The organism is Xanthomonas boreopolis, assembly GCF_046529185.1.
GTDB classification, from domain to species: domain Bacteria; phylum Pseudomonadota; class Gammaproteobacteria; order Xanthomonadales; family Xanthomonadaceae; genus Pseudomonas_S; species Pseudomonas_S boreopolis.
In genome coordinates, this window is the sequence record NZ_CP097162.1 from 1,822,458 (window position 1) to 1,842,508 (window position 20,051).

Genomic DNA, 20,051 nt, shown 5'->3' on the forward strand with positions numbered 1-20,051 from the left:
CATTCTGAAGGATCGCGCCATGAAAGGTCTGCTCAGTGCGGTGGTTGTGGCCACGTTGCTGGCGGGTTGCGCGACGGGGCGCCTCGGCGACGACGAGCGGTTGTCGCTGTACCGGGCGCATGCGGGCGCGCCGGTCAAGGACTTCCAGTACTTCGGCAGCCTCAACGGCTGGACCAACCTGGGCGATACCGCGTTGGCGGTATGGACCAGGCCCGGGACGGCGTACCTGCTGGAATTGGCGGGCCGCTGCAACGACCTGGACTTCGCGCCGGCGATCTCGATCACCAACATGATGGGGCGCGTATCGGCGCGCTTCGACGACGTGATCGTGTTGGGCGGGCCGCGCGGGATCCGCATTCCCTGCCGGATCCAGGCCATCCGCCCGTTGGACGTGAAGGCGCTGAAGACGTCCGAAAAGGAACTGCGCGAAGCCAAGGTCGAGGAACGCGCCCGGCCGCAGGACGGCGACGGCCGCTGAGGCCGCCGCCGGCGTGGGTCATTCCGCGCCGGGGGCCACGTAGCCTGCCGGCTTCTCGGCGTCGCGCGCGAACAGGAATTTCTGCAGCTGTTCTTCGAGGAAGGCGCGATGCTTGGGATCGCGCGGGGACAGCCGGTTCTCGTTGATCAGCATGGTCTGGTGGGCAAGCCATGCGGCCCAGCCGGCCTTGCCGATCTGCTCGAACACGCGCTTGCCCAGTTCGCCGGGATACGGGACGAAGTCCAGGCCTTCGGTTTCGCGTTGTTCGTAGTGGCAGAAGACGGTACGGGGCATCGGAGGTCCTCGCGGGCGGCCTAGAGGCCGTCGAGCAGTTTGCGGATCGGGGCGGGCAGGCCGAGCGCGACGAGGTCGGCGCGCGCCACCCAGCGCTGGTCGCCATTGTCGCGCACCCCGCCGCGCAGGGCGACCTTGCGCAGGCGCAGCGGTTGCAGGTGCAGGCGGTAGTGGCTGAAGGTGTGGACGATCGTGGGCAGCGCCTCGGCGGCGTCGTAGTCGCCCTCGATCTCGCGGGCGAACCAGTCGCGCAGTTCGGCGTCGGTATCGGCCTGCGGCAGCGTCCACAACGAAGCCCATATGCCGGTCGGCGGGCGGCGCTGCAGCAGCAGCTCGCCGGCGGCGTTTTCCAGCAGCAGGGCGGTCGCTTCGCGTTCCGGCAATGGCTTGCCCGGCTTGGGCGTGGGCAGCGCGTCCACCAGGCCTTCGCGGCGCGCGCTGCAGTCGTCCTGCAGCGGGCACACCACGCACGCCGGCTTGGCGCGGGTGCACAGGGTGGCGCCGAAATCCATCTGGGCCTGGGTGTAGTCGGCCATGCGGCCTTCCGGCACCTCGGCGACATGGTCGCCAGCGAACGACCACAGCGTTTTCTCCACCGCGGGCAGGCCCGGCCAGCCGGCGATGCCGTGGTAGCGGGCCAGCACGCGCTTGACGTTGCCGTCGAGGATCGGGAAACGGTCGTTCCAGGCCTGCGCGAGGATCGCGCCGGCGGTGCTGCGGCCGATGCCGGGCAGGGCGTGCAAGGCGTCGAAGTCGCGCGGCAGGTCGCCGCCGTGGTGCGCCACGCAGGCCTTGGCCGCCGCATGCAGGTTGCGGGCGCGGGCGTAGTAGCCCAGGCCGGCCCAGTGCGCCATCACCTCGTCGGTGGAGGCGGCGGCGAGGTCGGGCAGGGTCGGGAAGCGCTCGACGAAACGCAGGAAGTACGGGATCACCGTGGCGACCTGGGTCTGCTGCAGCATGATTTCCGACAGCCAGACCCGGTATGGCGTGCGCGGATGCTGCCAGGGCAGGTCGTGGCGGCCGTGCTGGTCGAACCAGGCGAGCAGGCGGGGGGCGTAGGGGATGGGCTGGCTCATGCTGTCGGTGGCTGGAGTTCCTTTTCCTTGCGGGAGAAGGTGCCTTGCGGGGAGATGAGGGTACGGGCGGAACCGCGCCGCAGGAATACGGCCGATGGATGATGGACGCGTCGCCGCGCGTCAGCCAAGGCGAACCATCGCGTCGCGGTAGCGCTGCCTTGGCTGCGGAGGTTTCGCCCGTAGCCTCAACCCAACCCCGCTCCTCACTCTGGTCTGCGCTTGCGGCGCGGGCGTTCCAGAGCACGCGCGCCAATGGCGCGCAAACCGTGCTCTGTCACCCCGGCGGGATAGGGGACTTGGATGCTTAGGTGCCCAGGGCTTCAGGGAGCAGGGCATCCACGAAGGCTTCCGGATCGAACACGCGCAGGTCCTCGGGGCGCTCGCCGATGCCGGCGAAACGGATCGGGATCCCGAACTCGCGGGCGAGCGCGAACACCACGCCGCCCTTGGCGGTGCCGTCGAGCTTGGTCACGACCAGGCCGGTGACGTTGACCGCGGCATGGAACTGGCGCAGCTGCGAGAGCGCGTTCTGGCCGGTGGTGCCGTCGATCACCATCAGCACCTCGTGCGGCGCTGCCGGATCCAGCTTGCCGAGCACGCGGCGGATCTTGCCCAGCTCGTTCATGAGGCCGGTCTGGGTGTGCAGGCGGCCGGCGGTGTCGGCGATCAGCACCTGGGTGCCGCGCGCCTTGGCGGCCTGCAGTGCGTCGTAGGCCACCGACGCGGCATCAGCGTTCTGGCCTTGCGCCACCACGGCCACGCCGTTGCGCTGGCCCCAGGCCTGCAGTTGGGCGACCGCGGCGGCGCGGAAGGTGTCGCCCGCGGCCAGCATCAGGCTGTGGCCTTCGTCCTTGAAGCGCTTGGCGAGCTTGCCGATGGTGGTGGTCTTGCCGACGCCGTTGACGCCGACGGTCAGCACCACGAAGGGCTTGGCGTCGCGGTCGATGACCAAGGGCCTGGCGACCGGTTGCAGCAGCGCGACCAGGTCCGCGCGCAGCGCCGCCAGCAAGGCGTTGGCGTCGGCGAATTCGCGCGCCTTCATGCGCTTGCGCAGGTCCTCGACCAACGCGGTGGTGGCGGGCACGCCGACGTCGGCGGTGATCAGCGCGGTCTCGATCTCGTCCAGGAGATCGTCGTCCAGGCGCGGGTTGCGCGAGAACAGGCCGCCGAAGCTGCGGGCGAAGGCGCTGTTGCGCAGGCGCTCGCGCCAGCCCGGCTTGCCGGCCGGGGCGGCGGGCGCGGCGTTGGCCGGCACCAGGGCGTCGTCGGCCTGCACCGGGGGCGCAGGCGTGGCCACCGGGTCGGGAATCGCGGCGATCGGGACCGGTACGGGCTGCGCGACGGGGGCCACAGGCTGCGGGGCGTCCTGCGGGGTTTCCAGCGGCAGTGCGGCGATCGGCGGGGCCTCGCCGGCGACCGCCGGAGGGGCGTCGGCACGGGCTTCGACCGGGGGCGTCGCCGGCGGCTCGGCGGCAGGCGGTTCAGGGGCGGGGGGCTCGGACGCGGACGGAGCCTGCGGGAACGCGGCAGCCAGGTCTTCGTTGCTGTAGTGCGCGGTCCGCGGTTGGTCGCCAGCGGCGTCCTGGGGCTTCTTGCGGCGGAAAAAGCTGAGCATCGGACAGGGGGACTTGAACAGGCCGACATGCTACCACCGGGGCCGGCACCGGCCGTGATCCGGCTCCGGCACGGCGTCCGGGGGCGGGCCCGCCGCCGGAGCCGGCAACTGCGAAGAAACCGGCGGATTCGGCGGTTTTGCGCATCCGGGCCGCGCGGCGCCCGGCTACAGCTGCCCCTTCAGGGTGCGGTAATCGCGCGGCGTCATGCCGACGGTGGCCTTGAACTGGCGGGCGAACGCGCTCTGGTCGGCGAACCCGCACTGCTGTCCGATCGCGGCGATGCTGTCGTCGCCGTGCAGCAGGCGCATCGCCGCCTCGATGCGCAGCTTGGTCAGCAGCTGCTGCGGGGTGACCTGGAACACGCGGCGGAAATGCCGCTCCAGCTGCGCCACCGACAGGCTGGCGAGGTCGGCCAGGGTCTGCACGCGCACGTTGTCGCCGAAGTTGGCCTGCATGTATTCCATCACCCGGTTGAGGCGCTCGTAGGCGCTGTGCTTGCTGTCGGGCTGGCCGAGGTCGCGCGAGACGCCGATGATGCCGACCACCTCGTCGCCTTCGATCAGCGGGCGCTTGAAGGTGAGCGCCCAGCCCGGCATGCGGTTGGGGTACAGGTGCATCTCCAGCTGGTTGTCGATCAGTTCGCCGCAGAGCACGCGGCGGTCCTGCATGATGTAGCTGCCGCCCAGCGCCACCGGGAACACTTCCAGCGGCAGGCGCCCGATGACTTCGCTGCGCTGCTTGCGCCCGAGCCGGCGCACCAGGGTGAGGTTGCAATGGGTGTAGCGGCCTTCCCGATCCTTGACGAAGAACACCACGTCCGGCAGCGCGTCGAACAACGTCTGCATTTCGAGGGCGGGCAGGTTGAGGTCCATCGTGTTCTCTGGCGTGATGCGGGTGCGAAGATGAGGCGCCGGTCACGGCCGGCCAACCGATGCTAGCGCAAACCACGGTTGCCGACGCATTGCCGCGTTGTGCGGATTTCCGCATTGCGGGCCGGCATTCTCCGCTAGTCGCCATCGCGCTCCGGATGTGAGCATGGCGGCATGCACACCATCGACGTGATCGACTCCCATACCGCCGGCGAACCGACCCGGGTCGTGCTCGCCGGATTCCCTGACCTGGGCGACGGCGACCTGGCCGGCTGCCGCGAGCGTTTCCGTGCCGAGTTCGACCATTGGCGCAGCGCGATCGCCTGCGAGCCGCGCGGCTCGGACACGATGGTCGGCGCGCTGCTGCTGCCGGCCCGCGACCCCCGCGCCTGCACCGGGGTGGTCTTCTTCAACAACGTCGGCTACCTGGGCATGTGCGGCCACGGCACGATCGGCGTGGTGCGCACGCTGCAGCACCTGGGCCGGCTCCAGCCGGGCCGGCATTTCGTCGAGACGCCGGTGGGCACGGTCGGCGTGGACCTGGACGCGGACGGACGGGTGTCCATCGACAACGTCGAGAGCTACCGGCACGCACAGGACGTGGCGGTGCAGGTGCCTGGCCATGGCGAGGTGCGCGGCGACATCGCCTGGGGCGGCAACTGGTTCTACATCACCGAGCAGTCGCCGTACGTGCTCGACCTGGCGCACCAGCGCGAACTGACCGCCTACACCGAGGCGATCCGGCAGGCGCTGGAGGCAGCCGGCATCACCGGCGCGGACGGCGGCGAGATCGACCACATCGAGGTCAACGGCCCCGCGCCCGACGGCAGCGGGGAGGCGCGCAACTTCGTACTGTGCCCGGGCCTGGCCTACGACCGCTCGCCGTGCGGTACCGGTACCAGCGCCAAGCTGGCCTGCCTGGCCGCCGACGGCAAGCTGGCCGAGGGCGAGGTCTGGATCCAGCAGGGCATCCTCGGCAGCGTGTTCGAGGGCAGCTATCGCCGCGGCGAGCGCGGCGTGCTGCCGCGCATCGCCGGGACCGCCCACGTCACCGCGCGTTCGCAGTTGCTGGTCGATCCGGCCGACCCGTTCGCCTGGGGCATCCGCGTCGGATGAGCCGCTACGACCTCATCGTCGTCGGCGCCGGCATCGTCGGCGCGGCCTGCGCCGAGGCGGCGGCGGGCGAGGGCCTGCGCGTGGCCATCGTCGAGCCGGGCCCGGTCGGTGGCGGCGCCACCGCGGCGGCGATGGGGCATCTGGTGGCGATGGACGACGATCCGGCCGAACTGGCGCTTTCGGCCTACTCGCTGCGGCTGTGGGAGCGTTACGCGGACCTGCCGGAGGCCGAGTTCAGCCGCTGCGGCACGCTGTGGGTGGCGCGCGACGAGCGCGAGCTGTCGGCGGTGCCGGCCAAGATCGCGCGGCTCGCCGCGGCGGGCCTGGAGGCCGAGCGGGTGGATGCGCGCCGGCTCTACGAACTGGAACCGTGGCTGGTACCCGGCCTGGCCGGCGGCATGCGCGTGCCCGGCGAGGCGGTGGTGTATCCGCCGCGGATGGCGCGGCACCTGGTCGCGGTGGCGCAACGCGCCGGTGCCGTGCTGTACCACGGCCTGCGCGTGGATGCGCTGCTCGACGACGGCGTGCGCCTGGACGATGGCACGCAGCTGTCCGGGCCGGTGCTGGTCGCGACCGGCACCGAGCTGCCGCGGCTGCTGCCGGAACTGCCGCTGCGCCCGCGCAAGGGCCAGCTCGCGATCACCGATCGCCATCCCGGCCTGGTCCGCCACCAACTGCTGGAACTGGGCTACGCCGATTCCGCGCATGGCGACGCCGACAGCAGCGTGGCCTTCAACGTGCAGCCGCGTCCGACCGGGCAGATCCTGATTGGTTCCTCGCGCGAGTTCGGCGCGACCGACCGCGAGGTCTCGCTGCCGCTGCTGCGGCAGATGCTGCAGCGCGCCTTCGCGTTCCTGCCGGTGCTGCGCGAACTGCAGGCGATCCGGATCTGGACCGGGCTGCGCCCGGCCACGCCGGATGGGCGGCCGTACCTGGGCAAAGTGCCGGATCGCCGCGATGTCTGGGTGGCCGCCGGCCACGAGGGACTCGGCGTGACCACCGCGCTGGGCAGTGCGCGCCTGATCGTGGACGCCCTGCTCGGGCGCGCGCCGGCGATCGATCCGGCGCCGTACCTGCCGTCGCGCGCGTTGCCAGGAGCCGCGGCATGAGCGGCACGTTGCGCCTGGAAGTCGACGGCCGGCCGGTGGACGTGCCGGCCGGCGCCAGCGTGGCCGCGGCGGTGGCGGCGCTCGGCGTGCCGTTCCGGCGCTCGCGCGAAGGCCAGCCGCGCGCACCGTTGTGCGGCATGGGCGTGTGCTTCGAATGCCGCGTGCGCATCGACGGCGTGGCGCAGCTGCGGGCGTGCATGACGCCGGCGCGGGAAGGCATGCAGGTGCGCACCGATGGCTGATCCGGTCCGCCATTACGACGTGCTGGTGGTCGGCGCAGGCCCGGCCGGGCTTGCGGCCGCGCGCGCCGCGGCCTCGCATGGCGCGCGCGTCGGGGTGGTCGATGCGCAGCCGCACGCGGGAGGGCAGGTGTGGCGGCACGACGTCGAGCGGGGCGTGCCGGCGATGGCGCGCCGCGCGCTGGAGGCGTTGTCCGGTCCCGGCATCGAATGGTTGCCGGGCACCCAGGTGGTGCTGGCGCAGCCGGGGTGGCTGCTGGCCGAGGGCGCGCATGGCGCGCTGCGATTGAACTACCGCGCGCTGGTGCTGGCGACCGGCGCGCGCGAACTGCTGCTGCCGTTCCCGGGCTGGACCTTGCCGGGCGTGACCGGCGCAGGCGGTGCGCAGGCGCTGGCCAAGCAGGGCTGGCAGTTGCGCCGCAAGCGCGTGCTGGTGGCCGGCAGCGGGCCGCTGCTGCTGGCGTCGGCGGCGACGCTGCAGGCGCATGGCGCGCGCGTGCTCGGCATCCACGAACAGGCGCCGGCGCATGCGTTGCGCGATTTCGCGCTGCGGCTGCCGCGCTGGCCCGGCAAGGCGCTGCAGGCGCTGGCATTGCGCGCGCGCCTGGCCGGCGTGCCTTACCGCAGCGGGAGCGTGGTGGTCGCCGCCCATGGCGACGACGCGCTGCGCGAGGTCGAGATCGAAGGTCCGCGCGGGCGCGAGCGCATCGCCTGCGACCAACTGGCGGTCGGCTATGGGCTGGTGCCCAACACCGAACTGGCGGCATTGCTGGGCTGCAGGCTCGAAACGGCCGGGAGGCATGCGCGCGTGGCGACCGACGAGGCGCTGCGCACCAGCGTGGACGGCGTGTTCGCCGCCGGCGAGGCGCTCGGCATCGGCGGCCGCGATTGCGCGCTGGTCGAGGGCGAGATCGCCGGGCACATGGCCGCGGGCGCGGAATCCGCCGCGCGGGCGCTCAAGCCGCGACGCGACCACGCGCGTGCCTTCGCCGCGTTGCTGGACGACGCCTTCGCGCTCGACCCGCGCGTGCATGCGCTGGCCGAGCCGGAGACCCTGGTGTGCCGCTGCGAGGACGTGCCGCTGGGCGCGGTGCGCGACATCGCCGACGCGCGCGACGCCAAGCTCGCATCGCGCTGCGGCATGGGCGCCTGCCAGGGCCGCATCTGCGGCACCGCGCTGGCGGAACTGGGCGTCAACCGGCCCGGCACCTCTTCCGATGGCGGCCGCCGGCCGCCGCTGTTCCCGGTCCGCCTCGCGGCGCTGGCCGATCCCTTCACCAACGATCCGCAAGAGACGACATCATGAGCAACGCTTCCTTCTGGAAGGGCGTCCTGCCCGCCATCACCACCCCGTTCAACGCCGACGGCAGCGTCGACCACGCATTCCTCGCCAAGCACGCCAACCAGCTGGTCGATGCCGGTTGCACCGCGATCGTGCCGCTGGGTTCGCTCGGCGAAGCGGCGACGCTGTCCTTCGACGAGAAGGTGGCGATCATCCAGACGCTGGTCAAGGCGGTCGGCGATCGCGTGCCGGTCGTGCCGGGCATCGCCTCGCTGTCCACCGCCGAGGCGGTCAGGCTGGCGCAGGCGGCCAAGGCGGCCGGCGCGCGCGGCCTGATGGTGCTGCCGGTGTACGTCTACTCGTCGGACTGGCACGAGGCCAAGGCGTACGCGCGCGCGGTGCTGGGCGCGACCGACCTGCCGTGCATCCTCTACAACAACCCGGTGGCCTACCGCACCGACATCCTGCCTTCGCAGATCGCCGAGCTGGCGGCCGAGTTCCCGAACCTGCAGGCGGTCAAGGAGTCCTCGGGCGAGGTGCGCCGCTTCGCCGCGATCAAGGAGCTGCTGGGCGACCGCCTGGTGCTGCTGGTCGGCATGGACGATGCGATCGTCGAAGGCCTGTCGATGGGCGCCGAAGGCTGGATCGCCGGCCTGGTCAACGCCTATCCGGTCGAGTCGGTGAAGTTGTTCGAGCTCGCCCGCGACGGCGGCTACAAGGCCGCGGCCGGGCTGTACAACTGGTTCCTGCCGCTGCTGCGCCTGGACACCGTGCCCAAGTTCGTGCAGCTGATCAAGCTGGTGCAGGCCAAGGTCGGCATGGGCAGCGAGACCGTGCGCGCGCCGCGCCTGGCGATCGAGGGCGCCGAGCGCGAAGCGGTGCTGAAGGTGATCGACCACGCGATCGCGACGGCTCCGAAGCCGTGAAGCCTGAAACCTCTCTCCCTCCGGGGTGACAGGGCGCGGTTTGCGCGCCACTGGCGCGCGCGCTCCGGAACGCCGCAAGCGCGGGCCGGGGCGCGGAGCGGGGGAGGGTACGAGGGCGAAGCCTCTGAGCATGTTCGACTACACGAGGCTTCGGCCGTACCCTCATCCGCCCCTTCGGGGCACCTTCTCCCGACGGGAGAAGGGAATGACGCAACGAGGTCCATAGCAATGAACGAAACGATCCAACCCATCCTGCTTGCCGGCCGCTGGCAACCCAGCCTCGAAGCGAAAGGCAGCTTCCGAGCCGCCGACCCGACCACGGGCGAGGCGATCGGCCCGGCCTTCCCAATCAGCGGCGCCGCCGACGTGGAAGCCGCCGTCGCCGCGGCCAGCGCCATCGCGGCCGAACTGGCCGCCGCACCGGTGGAGAAGATCGCCGCATTCCTCGAGGCCTACGCCGACGCGCTCGACGCCGATGCCGACGAACTGGTCGCATTGGCGCACGTCGAAACCGCATTGCCGGCGCCCACGCGCCTGCGCGGCAACGAACTGCCGCGCACCAGCGGGCAGCTGCGCCAGGCCGCCAAGGCGGTGCGCGAACACGCCTGGACGCAGCCGGTGATCGATACCGCCGCCGGCTTGCGCGCGCACCTGGCGCCGCTGGCCAAGCCGGTGGTGGTGTTCGGCCCCAACAACTTCCCGTTCGCCTTCAACGCGATCGCCGGCAGCGACTTCGCCTCGGCGATCGCCGCGCGCAACCCGGTGATCGCCAAGGCGCACCCGCTGCATCCGGCCACCAGCCAGCGCATGGCGCAGCTGGCGCACCGGGCCCTGCTCGCCAGCGGCTTGCCGGCCGCGGCGGTGCAGATGCTCCATCACCTCGACAACGCCGCCGGGCTGAAGCTGGCCGGCGACGCGCGGATCGGCGCGATCGGCTTCACCGGCAGCCGTGGCGGCGGGCTGGCGCTGAAGGCGGCCGCCGACGCCGCCGGCATCCCGTTCTACGCCGAGCTGTCCAGCGTCAATCCGGTGTTCATGCTGCCCGGTGCGCTGGCCGAACGGGGCGAGGCGCTGGCGATGGAGTTCTTCGCCTCGTGCACGCTCGGCAGCGGGCAGTTCTGCACCAATCCCGGCGTGGTGGTGGTGCCGCGCGGCAGCGAGGGCGATGCCTTCGTCGCCAAGGCCGCCGCGCATTTCGCCGGGGCGTCGCCGATGGTGCTGTTCTCGCGTTCCGGCGTGGAACACGTGGCGCAGGGCGTGGATACGCTGCGCAAGGCCGGTGCCGAGGTGCTGGCGGTGGCGCCGGACCGGGGCGAGGCCGGGTTCCGCTATCCGCCGACGCTGCTGTCGGTGGATGCGGCCGATTTCCTGGCGCGTCCGCGCGAGCTGCAGACCGAGGCGTTCGGCCCGGTCAGCCTGCTGGTGCGGGCGCGCGACACCGACGAGATGGTGGCGGTGGCGCGCGCGTTCGAAGGCAACCTGACCGGCACGCTGTACCGCGCGGCCGATGGCTCGGACGACGCGGCCTGGCGCGCGATCGCGCCGGTGCTGCGGGTCCGCGTGGGCCGCCTGATCAACAGCAAGATGCCCACCGGCGTGGCGGTCAGCGCGGCGCAGAACCACGGCGGGCCGTTCCCGAGCACGGGGCACCCGGGCTTCACCGCGGTCGGCATGCCCGGCGCGATCCGGCGTTTCGCCGCGCTGCACAGCTACGACGCGGTGCCCGATGCGCTGCTGCCGGTGGAACTGCGCGACGCCAACCCGGGCGGCGTGCAGCGTCTGGTCGACGGGCGGTGGACCACCGCCGACGTCGGGACGCCGGCATGAGCGCGCAGGTCGGCCACCTGACGCTCGCCGAGGCGCAGGCGCAACTGCAGCCGTGGGCGCAGCGGGCGCCTGCGATCTCCGGCGCGGAGTACCAGCAGCGGATCGAACGCGCGCGCATGCTGCTGCGCACGCTCGGCGCCGACGCGTTGCTGGTCGGTGCCGGCACCTCGCTGCGCTACTTCGCCGGCGTGCCGTGGGGCGCGAGCGAGCGCCTGGTCGCGCTGCTGGTCACGCTGGAGGGCGATCCGCTGCTGGTCTGCCCGGCGTTCGAGGAAGGCTCGCTCGATGCGGTGCTGAAGATTCCCGCGCGCAAGCGCCTGTGGGAAGAGCACGAGGACCCGCACGCGCTGGTGGCGCAGGCGATGGCCGAGCGCGGCGCGCGCACGCTGGCGCTGGATCCGGGCGCCGCGTTCGCGATCCATACCGGCCTGCGCGCGCACCTCGATCCGCGATCGATCGTCGATGCCGCGCCGGTGATCGACGGTTGCCGGCTGTGCAAGTCGCCGGCCGAGCTGGCATTGATGCAGCAGGCCTGCGACATGACCCTGCACGTGCAGCGGCTGGCGGCGGGCATCGCCCGCGAGGGCATCGGCACCGACGAACTGGTGCGCTTCATCGACACGGCGCATCGTGCGCTCGGCGCCGACAACGGCTCGACCTTCTGCATCGTCCAGTACGGCCACGCCACCGCGTTCCCGCACGGCATCCCCGGCGTGCAGCACCTGCGCGAGGGCGAACTGGTGCTGATCGACACCGGCTGCACCGTGCAGGGCTACCACTCCGACATCACCCGCACCTGGATCTTCGGCACGCCCGACGACGAGCAGCGCCGGATCTGGGAGCTGGAGAAGGCGGCGCAGGCCGCGGCGTTCGCCGCGATCCGGCCCGGCGTGGCCTGCGAGGACGTGGACAATGCCGCGCGCAAGGTATTGGAAGCGGCCGGGCTCGGCCCGGACTACCGCCTGCCGGGATTGCCGCATCGCACCGGGCACGGTTGCGGCCTGGCCATCCACGAGGCGCCGTACCTCGTGCGCGGCAACCGCACCGCGTTGCAACCGGGCATGTGCGCCAGCAACGAGCCGATGATCGTGGTGCCGGGGCGGTTCGGGGTACGGCTGGAGGACCATTTCCATGTCACCGGGGACGGCGCGCAGTGGTTCACCCCGCCGTCGGTGGCGATCGACCGGCCGTTCGCGTGATGGTGATGGAACAACGGCCCTCATCCGGCGCTCCGCGCCACCTTCTCCCGCAGGCGGGAGGAGGGATGGGAGGGCAGGGCTTCTCGGATGTCGCCCTCTCCCGCCTGCGGGAGAAGACGCCCGGAGGGCGGACGAGGGCACCTTCAAAAACGCTATCCCGACTTCCTGGAGAGACCGCATGCCACTGATTCGATCCGTCGCTGTTCCGCTGCTCGCCGCGGCCTTGCTCTCGGCCTGCGGCGCTTCCCAGCCCCCGGCCGCGCCGAAGGCGGATCCGGCCAGCGCCGGCACCGCTCCCGAACAGGCGGCCCAGGCTTTCGACAAGCTCCTCGACGAGCAATGGCAGTACCAGCTCGAACATAGCCCGGAGTTCGCCAGCATCATCGGCGACAAGCGCTACAACGACCGCTGGAGCGATTATTCGCTGGCCGCGGTGGCGGCCGACCGCAGGGCCACGGCCGACTTCCTGCGGCGCTTCAAGGCGGTGGACGCCGCCGGCCTGGACGAACAGCGCCGGCTGAGCCAGCAGATGATGCTGCGCCAGCTGCAGGACCGGCTCGATTCGATCGACCTGAAGAACCACGAGATGTTGCTGGAACCGGTCGGCGGCATCCAGCTGGCATTGGCCGGCTATGGCGATGCGTTCCCGTTCGAGGAGGCCAAGGACTACCAGGACTGGATCAAGCGCCTGCAGGCGGTGCCGGCGCTGGTCGACCAGGTGATCGAGGCCTCGCGCCAGGGCGCGAAGGACGGCCTGGTGCAACCGCGCTACCTGCTGGAGAAGTTGCCCGGGCAGATCCGCAAGATCGCCGCGGCCAAGGGCGCCGACAGCCCGTTCGCCTCGCCGCTGAAGAAGCTCGAAAAGGCCGTGCCCGATCCCGCGCATTGCGATGAACTGCGCAAGCAGGTGATCGCCGCGATCGACCAGCAGGTGCGTCCGGCCTACGAGAAGCTGGCCGCGTTCGTGCAGGACGAGTACGCGGCGCAGGGGCGCGAGCATGAAGGGCTGTGGTCGCTGCCGGACGGCGACAAGCGCTATGCGTTCGCGGTCCGCACCCAGACCACCAGCGACAAGACCCCCGAACAGATCCACCAGATCGGCCTGCAGGAAGTGGCGCGGATCGAGGGCGAGATGACCGCGATCGCGACCTCGCTGGGCTACGAGGACCTGGCGAGCTTCCGCAAGGCGGTGGCGAGCGACAGGAAGCACTTCGCCAAGAGCAGCGGGCAGATCCTCGATCTCTATCGCGGCTACATCGCCGGGATGGAACCCGAGCTGCCCAGGCTGTTCGGCCGCCTGCCGAAGACGCCGCTGGAAGTGCGCGCGATGCCGGCGTACCGGCGCGAGGCGCCGGGCGCCGAGTACTGGCAGAGCAATCCCGAGGGCACCAAGCCGGCGATCGTGATGGTCAACGCCAACGATGCCACCGAGCGCACCCTGATCAACATCGAGACCACCGCCTACCACGAAGGCGTGCCCGGCCACCACCTGCAGATCTCGCTGTCGCAGACCCTGCCGCTGCCGCCGTTCCGCCAGCAGGCCGGCTACAACGCCTTCATCGAGGGTTGGGCGCTGTATGCCGAGCGGCTGGGCAAGGAGGTCGGCTTCTTCAAGGACCCGTACAGCGACTATGGCCGGTTGTGCGGCGAATTGCTGCGCGCCAACCGGCTGGTGCTCGACACTGGCGTGCACTACAAGCGCTGGACGCGCCAGCAGATGGTGGATTTCTTCCACGCGCATCCGTCCGACGACGAGCCGAGCATCCAGGCCGAGACCGACCGCTACATCGTCTGGCCGGGCCAGGCACTGGGCTACAAGATCGGCCAGCTGGAGATCCTGGCGCTGCGCGCCAAGGCCGAGAAGGAACTGGGCGACAGGTTCGACATCCGCGCCTTCCACGACGCCATCCTCGGCGGCGGCGCGATGCCGCTGGACCTGCTGGATGCGCGCATCGACGCCTGGATCGAGCAGACCAAGCGCGCGCCGGCCGCATCGGCCGGCGGGTCCGGAAGCGAGGGGAAAGCATGAGCCGGCTGCACGCACTGCCTGCCGCCCTGTTCGTCGCGATCGCCGTGGCAGGGACTTCGGTCCCGGCCGCGGTCCGGGCAGAGCCGACCGGGGCCGAAGCCGCTGCCACGGAGGCCGCCACCCAGCGCTTCAAGGCCCTGTACCAGCGCGAGTGGGCGTGGCGGCAGCAGCAGTTCGCCGGTGCCGACGACGAGGACGGGCAGGGCGCGCCGGCCGACCACCTGCCCAGGGTCGATCCGGCCACGCAGCAGGTGCGCACGGCGTACTGGCAGCAGGTGATGAAGGAACTGGACGCGATTCCCCAGGACCAGCTGCCGCAGGCCGAGCAGGTCAACTACCAGGTCTACCGGCAGCAGATCGCGGTGTTCCTCGACCAGCAGCGCTTCCGCGCGTGGGAGATGCCGTTCAACAGCGACACCGCGTTCTGGAGCAACCTCGGCTTCACCGCGCGCGGCAGCTTCCACAGTGCGGAAGACTACCGCCGCTATCTCGGCCAGCTGGCCGACATCCCGCGCTACTTCGACGAGCAGATCGCCAACATGCGGGCCGGCCTGGCGCGCGGCTTCAGCCAGCCGCGGGTGACGCTGGACGGGCGCGACCAGTCGATCGCGGATGTGGCCCGGGCGACGGGCGAGGCCAACCTGTTCTACACGCCGTTCAAGCGGATGCCGGCGGCGATCCCGGCGGCCAAACAGGCCGAACTGCGCGGCCGGGCGCTGGCGGCGATCTCCTCCAGCGTGATCCCCGCCTATTCCAAGCTGCTGCGCTTCATGCGCGAGGAATACCTGCCCAAGGCGCGCACCACGCTGGCCGGCGAGGCGTTGCCGGACGGCAAGGAGTACTACCGCGCGCAGATCCGCGAATTCACCACGCTCGACCTCGACCCCGGGCAGATCCACGCGCTCGGATTGAAGGAAGTGGCGCGCCTGCGCAAGGAGATGGACGAGACCATCGCGGCCAGCGGCTTCGAGGCGCCGGCCGGCGAGCAGACGTTCCCGGCGTTCCTGCACTTCCTGCGCACCGATCCGCGGTTCTACCCCAAGAGCGCCGAGGAACTGCTCAAGGAGGCGGCGTGGATCGCCAAGAAGGTGGACGCCAAGGTCGGCGACTACATCGGGCGCCTGCCGCGCCGGCGCTTCGCGATCGAGCCGGTGCCGGCCGATCTGGCGCCGTTCTACACCGGCGGCCGCGGCGGCCCGGGCATCTACCTGGTCAATACCTACGACCTGCCGTCGCGCCCGCTCTACAACCTGCCGGCGCTCACGCTGCACGAGTCCTCGCCCGGGCATGCGCTGCAGATGCCGCTCGCGGCGGAGGACGCCACGCTGCCCGACTTCCGCCGCTACAGCTACATCTCCGCCTATGGCGAGGGCTGGGCGCTGTATTCGGAGTACCTGGGGCAGGAGATGGGCATGTACACCACGCCCTACGAGCGCTTCGGCTATCTCACCTACCAGATGTGGCGGGCCTGCCGGCTGGTGATCGACACCGGCATCCACCACGGCGGCTGGACGCGCGAGCAGGCCATCGCCTACCTGCGCGACAATACCGCGCTGAGCGAGCACGAGGTGACCACCGAGGTCGACCGCTACATCGCCTGGCCGGGGCAGGCGCTGTCGTACTACCTCGGCGAACTGAAGATCCTCGAACTGCGCCGCAAGGCCGAGACGGCGCTGGGCGAGAAGTTCGACATCCGCGCCTTCCACGACGCCGTGCTGCAGACCGGTTCGGTGCCGCTGCCGGTACTGGAGGCGCAGGTCGATCGGTTCATCGCGGATGGCGGCAAGTCGCCGTGGGCGGACAAGAACAAGTCCCAGGATGCTGCACTGTAGGAGCGGCTGAAGCCGCTCCCACGGGGTGGTCATGCCGGTTGTACCTTTTCCAGGGGAGATCCATGGCTGCACAAGGCAAGTTCCACAAGAGTCTGAGCCTGACCGACCTGACCTTCATCGGGCTGGGCTCGATCTTCGGTTCCGGCTGGCTGTTCGCCGCCAGTCATGTCTCGGCGATCGCCGGCCCGGCCGGCATCCTGTCCTGGGTGATCGGCGGCATCGCGGTGCTGCTGCTCGGGCTGGTGTACTGCGAACTCGGTGCCGCCTTGCCGCGCGCGGGCGGGGTGGTGCGCTATCCGGAGTACTCGCACGGCGCGCTGCTCGGCTCGCTGATGGGCTTCATCACCCTGATCGCGTTCTCCAGCCTGATCGCGATCGAGGTCGAGGCCTGCCGCCAGTACGCCGCGGCCTGGTTCCCGTCGCTGAGCCAGCCCGGCAGCACCCATCCGAGCCTGTCCGGCTGGCTGCTGCAGTTCGCGCTGCTGGTGCTGTTCTTCGGGCTCAACTACTTCAGCGTGAAGACCTTCGCGCTGGCCAACAACATCGTCAGCGTGTTCAAGTTCGTGGTGCCGGTACTGGTGATCGTGCTGCTGCTGGCGCACTTCGACACCGGCAACCTGCACGTGCACGGTTTCGCGCCGTTCGGCGCGGCCGGCGTGGAGGCGGCGATCTCCGCCGGCGGCATCATCTTCGCCTACCTTGGGTTGACCCCGATCGTCTCGGTCGCCAGCGAGGTGCGCGAGCCGCAGCGCACGATCCCGATCGCGCTGATCCTGTCGGTGGCGTTGTCCACGGTGATCTACGTGCTGTTGCAGCTGGCCTTCCTGGGCGGCATTCCCGCCGACCATCTCGCCGATGGCTGGAGCGGCATCGACCGGACGTTCTCGCTGCCGTACCGCGACATCGCGCTGGCGCTGGGCATGGGCTGGCTGGCGGCGCTGGTGGTCTGCGACGCGGTGGTGTCGCCGAGCGGCACCGGCAACATCTACATGAACGCCACGCCGCGCGTGGTGTACGGCTGGGCGCGCAGCGGCGGGTTCCTGCCGGTGCTGACCCGGATCGACGCGAAGTCGGGCATCCCGCGTCCGGCGCTATGGCTGAGCTTCGCCCTGTCGGTGTTCTGGACGTTGCCGTTCCCGTCGTGGGAGACGCTGATCAACGTGGTCTCGGCGGCGCTGGTGCTCAGCTACGCGGTCGCGCCGGTGACCGTGGCGGCGCTGCGGCGCAGCGCGCCGGCGCTGGCGCGACCGTTCCGGGTGATCGCGTTCGGCGTGATCGGGCCGCTCTCGTTCGTGATCGCCGCCTTGATCGTCTACTGGTCGACCTGGAAGACCTTGTCGTGGCTGCTGGGACTGCAGGTGCTGGCGTTCGCGGCCTACGTGGCGTACCGGCTGCCGTCGCGCGAGGCCCGGCCGCGCCTGCTGCGCCAGGTGCGCGGCTCGTCGTGGCTGATCGGGTTCTACGTGCTGGTGATGGCCGTGTCGTACCTGGGCACCTTCGGCGGCATCGGCGCGATCGCGCACCCGTGGGACACGCTGGCGGTGGCGGCCATCGCGCTCGGCGTCTACCACTGGGGCGCGCGGACCGGCTTGCGCAGCGACGAGCTGGCGCTGGAAGAGGACGACGGGGAATAGTTTCTGCATTTGCTGGAGCGGCTTCAGGCGAGCCCCCATCGCGGCCGATGGCCCCAGGCCACGTAGACCTGCTCCCGCAGGAGCATGATCGGAGATGTCGGGAAAGCCCATGAGAAGCGTCTTTGCTGCATTGCTGCTGGGCTGGCTGGGTATGGCCCATGCCGGCCCTGCGCTGGCCGACTACACGCGCTCGCTGGGTCTGCGTGAAGCCTGGAGCGGCCTGACCCGCGATGTCGCGTTCCCGGCGCAGTGGCGCGACGACGGGCGTTTCTACTACCGCAAGACGGTCGAAGGCGGCTTCGCCTTCGTGCTCGGCGATCCGGGCGGCGATGCGATGCAACCGGCGTTCGATGCGGCACGGTTGGCGCGGGCGCTGTCGGAAGCCAGCGGCCACGCCTATGCGCCGTCGCAGTTGCCGTTCGACCGCTTCGACTACGTCGCGGCTGGCGGCGACCCCCATGGCGCGATCCGTTTCGATATCGGTTATGCACCGTGGCGCTGCAGCCTGGCCGACTATGCCTGCGCGCCCGTGCAGGACAAGACGCGGCCGCGCGCCTTCGGCGTGGTGCGCGACCTGCGCGTGCCGGCCGACGACACGCCGCGCCGCTCGCCGGACGGGCGATGGGAGGCGTATGTCGATGGCCTTGGCGTGGCGCTGCGCCGCGTTGCGGATGGCCAGGTGCGGCGGCTCTCGAATGGCGGCTCCTGTGCGAATCCCTCGCAGGAGCCGCATACGTCCGTGTGCGCGGATTCTTCCTGTGCGAGTCCCTCGCAGGAGCGGCGCACATCCCTGTGCGCGGATTCTTTCTACGATCCGGAAAGCATCGCCTGGGCGCCGGATTCGCGGCATTTCGCGTTGTACCAAGTCAAGCCCGGCTATCCGCGGTTGGTGACGCGGGTGGAGTCCTCGCCCTCGAACCAGTTGCAACCGATCGTGCGTACCCAGCTGTACCCCAAGCCGGGCGATGCGGTCGACATCGAGCGGCCGGTGCTGTTCGGCGTGGACGGCACGCGGCGCGAGATCGATGATGCGCTGTTCGCCAACCCGTATTCGCTGTCGCCGATCCAGTGGCGCCGGGACGGTGCCAGTTTCAGCATCCAGTACGTGCAGCGCGGCTTCCAGCGGGTGCGCGTGATCGCGGTGGACGCCGCCAGCGGCAAGGCGCGTGCAGCGGTCGAGGAGGATGCGAAGACCTTCGTGCATGCCGACCGGACCTTCGCCCACGAGGTCGACGGCCTGGGCAAGGAGATCGTCTGGATCTCCGAACGCGACGGCTGGCGCCATCTGTACTTGATCGATGGCAACCGCGGGCGCGTGAAGCGGGCGATCACCCACGGCGACTGGGTGGTGCGCGAAGTGCTGAGGGTGGACGACCGTCAGCGCCGGATCTGGTTCTTGGCCAGCGGCATGGACGCGGGCAAGGATCCGTACCATCGCCAGCTGTTCGCGGTCGATTTCGACGGATCGCACCTGGACCGGCTGACGCAGGCCGATGCCGACCACGACGTGGCGATCTCCGGCGACGGCCAATGGTACGTGGATGTGTACTCGCGTCCTGACCTGGCGCCGGTCGCCGAACTGCGTCGCATCGACGGCATGCTGGTGCGGACGCTGGAGCGCGGCGACATCTCGCGCCTGCTCGCGGCCGGCTGGAAGCCGCCGCAGAGCTTCGTCGCCAAGGGCCGCGACGGCAGGACCGACATCTGGGGCATGGTGGTGCGGCCGCGCGATTACGATCCCGCGAAGAAGTACCCGGTGATCGAGAACATCTACGCCGGCCCGCACGATTCGTTCGTGCCGAAGACGTTCTGGCCTTTCGGCTACCACTCCGGCGGGGACAAGCAGATCGGCATGCAGGCGCTGGCCGACCTGGGCTTCATCGTGGTGATGATCGACGGCATGGGCACCGCCAACCGTTCCAAGGCCTTCCACGACGTGGCCTGGAAGAACCTGGGCGACTCGGGCTTCCCCGACCGCATCGCCTGGCACAGGGCGCTGGCGGCGCGGGACCCGTCCTACGACATCGCGCGCGTCGGCATCTACGGCGCTTCGGCGGGCGGGCAGAGCACGCTGGGCGCGCTGGAGCGGCACCCGGACTTCTACAAGGCCGGCGTGGCGATGGCCGGCTGCTACGACAACCGCATGGACAAGATCAGCTGGAACGAGCAGTGGATGGGCTGGCCGGTGGACGACGGCTACGCGCGCGCCTCCGGCGTGGTCAACGCCGGCAAGCTGCGCGGAGACCTGTTGCTGGTCGTCGGTGAGCAGGACAGCAACGTCGATCCGGCCTCGACCGCGCAGGTGGTCGGTGCGTTGATCGCCGCGGGCAAGGATTTCGAGCTGCTGAACGTGCCGGGCGGCGAGCACGCGGTGGGCCGCTCCAGCGGGCCGGTCGACTATGTCACACGCCGCATGTACGACTTCTTCGTGCGCCATCTGCAAGGCGCGCAGACACCCCACTGGAATTCGCTCGAGGAAAGCCCGCAATGAAGCCCGTCATCAGGAATACGGCAGGGACCCCAGT

The 20,051-nt window shown here is 70.7% G+C and carries 16 protein-coding genes; 12 read left to right on the top strand and 4 right to left on the bottom strand.

Annotation, left to right across the window (positions count from 1 at the left end; all coding sequences use genetic code 11):
- Window positions 1–19 precede the first annotated feature (19 nt).
- Entirely contained in the window at window positions 20–478 is a 459-nt protein-coding gene (locus tag M3M27_RS08085; protein ID WP_434027713.1) for a DUF6491 family protein, read from the top strand.
- Between the two features lie 18 nt (window positions 479–496).
- Here M3M27_RS08085 and M3M27_RS08090 read toward each other — a convergent pair whose 3' ends face one another.
- The 4 genes from M3M27_RS08090 to M3M27_RS08105 form a co-directional block, all read right to left on the bottom strand.
- Window positions 497–772, bottom strand: a complete 276-nt coding sequence (locus tag M3M27_RS08090; protein WP_140718765.1) for an oxidative damage protection protein — start codon at window positions 770–772, stop codon at window positions 497–499.
- A gap of 20 nt (window positions 773–792) precedes the next feature.
- Complete coding sequence (gene mutY / locus M3M27_RS08095) at window positions 793–1,848, bottom strand: A/G-specific adenine glycosylase (RefSeq protein WP_434027714.1); 1,056 nt, start codon at window positions 1,846–1,848, stop codon at window positions 793–795.
- A gap of 304 nt (window positions 1,849–2,152) precedes the next feature.
- On the bottom strand, window positions 2,153–3,463 hold the full coding sequence (ftsY, locus tag M3M27_RS08100) for a signal recognition particle-docking protein FtsY (RefSeq protein ID WP_434027715.1): 1,311 nt from the start codon (window positions 3,461–3,463) through the stop codon (window positions 2,153–2,155).
- Window positions 3,464–3,628: 165 nt separating this feature from the next.
- Window positions 3,629–4,336, bottom strand: coding sequence for an AraC family transcriptional regulator (locus M3M27_RS08105; protein WP_177497495.1), 708 nt, complete (start codon window positions 4,334–4,336; stop codon window positions 3,629–3,631).
- 171 nt (window positions 4,337–4,507) lie between these two features.
- Between M3M27_RS08105 and M3M27_RS08110 the strand changes: the two genes are divergently transcribed.
- The 11 genes from M3M27_RS08110 to M3M27_RS08160 all read left to right on the top strand — a co-directional run bounded on the left by M3M27_RS08110 (window position 4,508) and on the right by M3M27_RS08160 (window position 20,017).
- Window positions 4,508–5,449, top strand: a complete 942-nt coding sequence (locus M3M27_RS08110; protein ID WP_434027716.1) for a proline racemase family protein — start codon at window positions 4,508–4,510, stop codon at window positions 5,447–5,449.
- The gene (locus M3M27_RS08115; RefSeq protein WP_434027717.1) at window positions 5,446–6,558 is read left to right on the top strand and encodes an NAD(P)/FAD-dependent oxidoreductase; all 1,113 of its coding nucleotides are present in this window, start codon (window positions 5,446–5,448) and stop codon (window positions 6,556–6,558) included. The genes M3M27_RS08110 and M3M27_RS08115 overlap by 4 nt, the downstream gene beginning before the upstream one ends.
- Entirely contained in the window at window positions 6,555–6,800 is a 246-nt protein-coding gene (locus M3M27_RS08120; protein ID WP_140718759.1) for a 2Fe-2S iron-sulfur cluster-binding protein, read from the top strand. The genes M3M27_RS08115 and M3M27_RS08120 overlap by 4 nt, the downstream gene beginning before the upstream one ends.
- A complete protein-coding gene (locus tag M3M27_RS08125) occupies window positions 6,793–8,103 on the top strand; it encodes an FAD-dependent oxidoreductase (protein ID WP_434027718.1) in 1,311 nt (436 codons plus the stop codon). The genes M3M27_RS08120 and M3M27_RS08125 overlap by 8 nt, the downstream gene beginning before the upstream one ends.
- Window positions 8,100–9,005 carry a dihydrodipicolinate synthase family protein gene (locus tag M3M27_RS08130; protein WP_434027719.1) on the top strand — a complete coding sequence of 302 codons (906 nt, stop codon included), beginning with the start codon at window positions 8,100–8,102 and terminating at the stop codon, window positions 9,003–9,005. Before M3M27_RS08125 ends, M3M27_RS08130 begins: the two co-directional genes overlap by 4 nt.
- Before the next feature lie 228 nt (window positions 9,006–9,233).
- Entirely contained in the window at window positions 9,234–10,832 is a 1,599-nt protein-coding gene (locus M3M27_RS08135) for an aldehyde dehydrogenase family protein (protein WP_434027720.1), read from the top strand.
- Window positions 10,829–12,031 carry a M24 family metallopeptidase gene (locus M3M27_RS08140; protein WP_434027721.1) on the top strand — a complete coding sequence of 401 codons (1,203 nt, stop codon included), beginning with the start codon at window positions 10,829–10,831 and terminating at the stop codon, window positions 12,029–12,031. The genes M3M27_RS08135 and M3M27_RS08140 overlap by 4 nt, the downstream gene beginning before the upstream one ends.
- Before the next feature lie 178 nt (window positions 12,032–12,209).
- Window positions 12,210–14,060: a DUF885 domain-containing protein gene (locus M3M27_RS08145; RefSeq protein WP_434027722.1), complete on the top strand. Its 1,851-nt coding sequence runs from the start codon at window positions 12,210–12,212 to the stop codon at window positions 14,058–14,060.
- A complete protein-coding gene (locus tag M3M27_RS08150; protein WP_434027723.1) occupies window positions 14,057–15,892 on the top strand; it encodes a DUF885 domain-containing protein in 1,836 nt (611 codons plus the stop codon). The genes M3M27_RS08145 and M3M27_RS08150 overlap by 4 nt, the downstream gene beginning before the upstream one ends.
- A gap of 62 nt (window positions 15,893–15,954) precedes the next feature.
- Window positions 15,955–17,526 (top strand): APC family permease, encoded by a 1,572-nt coding sequence (locus tag M3M27_RS08155; protein ID WP_434027725.1) that lies wholly within the window; start codon window positions 15,955–15,957, stop codon window positions 17,524–17,526.
- A 109-nt stretch (window positions 17,527–17,635) separates the two neighbouring features.
- Window positions 17,636–20,017: a DPP IV N-terminal domain-containing protein gene (locus M3M27_RS08160; RefSeq protein ID WP_434027726.1), complete on the top strand. Its 2,382-nt coding sequence runs from the start codon at window positions 17,636–17,638 to the stop codon at window positions 20,015–20,017.
- Window positions 20,018–20,051: the final 34 nt, after the last annotated feature.

Excerpts from the sequence above, each read along its gene's own strand:
- M3M27_RS08085 (WP_434027713.1), top strand. The coding sequence starts at position 20 with ATGAAAGGTCTGCTCAGTGCGGTGGTTGTGGCCACGTTGCTGGCGGGT.
- M3M27_RS08090 (WP_140718765.1), bottom strand. The coding sequence starts at position 772 with ATGCCCCGTACCGTCTTCTGCCACTACGAACAACGCGAAACCGAAGGC.
- mutY (WP_434027714.1), bottom strand. The coding sequence starts at position 1,848 with ATGAGCCAGCCCATCCCCTACGCCCCCCGCCTGCTCGCCTGGTTCGAC.
- ftsY (WP_434027715.1), bottom strand. The coding sequence starts at position 3,463 with ATGCTCAGCTTTTTCCGCCGCAAGAAGCCCCAGGACGCCGCTGGCGAC.
- M3M27_RS08105 (WP_177497495.1), bottom strand. The coding sequence starts at position 4,336 with ATGGACCTCAACCTGCCCGCCCTCGAAATGCAGACGTTGTTCGACGCG.
- M3M27_RS08110 (WP_434027716.1), top strand. The coding sequence starts at position 4,508 with ATGCACACCATCGACGTGATCGACTCCCATACCGCCGGCGAACCGACC.
- M3M27_RS08115 (WP_434027717.1), top strand. The coding sequence starts at position 5,446 with ATGAGCCGCTACGACCTCATCGTCGTCGGCGCCGGCATCGTCGGCGCG.
- M3M27_RS08120 (WP_140718759.1), top strand. The coding sequence starts at position 6,555 with ATGAGCGGCACGTTGCGCCTGGAAGTCGACGGCCGGCCGGTGGACGTG.
- M3M27_RS08125 (WP_434027718.1), top strand. The coding sequence starts at position 6,793 with ATGGCTGATCCGGTCCGCCATTACGACGTGCTGGTGGTCGGCGCAGGC.
- M3M27_RS08130 (WP_434027719.1), top strand. The coding sequence starts at position 8,100 with ATGAGCAACGCTTCCTTCTGGAAGGGCGTCCTGCCCGCCATCACCACC.
- M3M27_RS08135 (WP_434027720.1), top strand. The coding sequence starts at position 9,234 with ATGAACGAAACGATCCAACCCATCCTGCTTGCCGGCCGCTGGCAACCC.
- M3M27_RS08140 (WP_434027721.1), top strand. The coding sequence starts at position 10,829 with ATGAGCGCGCAGGTCGGCCACCTGACGCTCGCCGAGGCGCAGGCGCAA.
- M3M27_RS08145 (WP_434027722.1), top strand. The coding sequence starts at position 12,210 with ATGCCACTGATTCGATCCGTCGCTGTTCCGCTGCTCGCCGCGGCCTTG.
- M3M27_RS08150 (WP_434027723.1), top strand. The coding sequence starts at position 14,057 with ATGAGCCGGCTGCACGCACTGCCTGCCGCCCTGTTCGTCGCGATCGCC.
- M3M27_RS08155 (WP_434027725.1), top strand. The coding sequence starts at position 15,955 with ATGGCTGCACAAGGCAAGTTCCACAAGAGTCTGAGCCTGACCGACCTG.
- M3M27_RS08160 (WP_434027726.1), top strand. The coding sequence starts at position 17,636 with ATGAGAAGCGTCTTTGCTGCATTGCTGCTGGGCTGGCTGGGTATGGCC.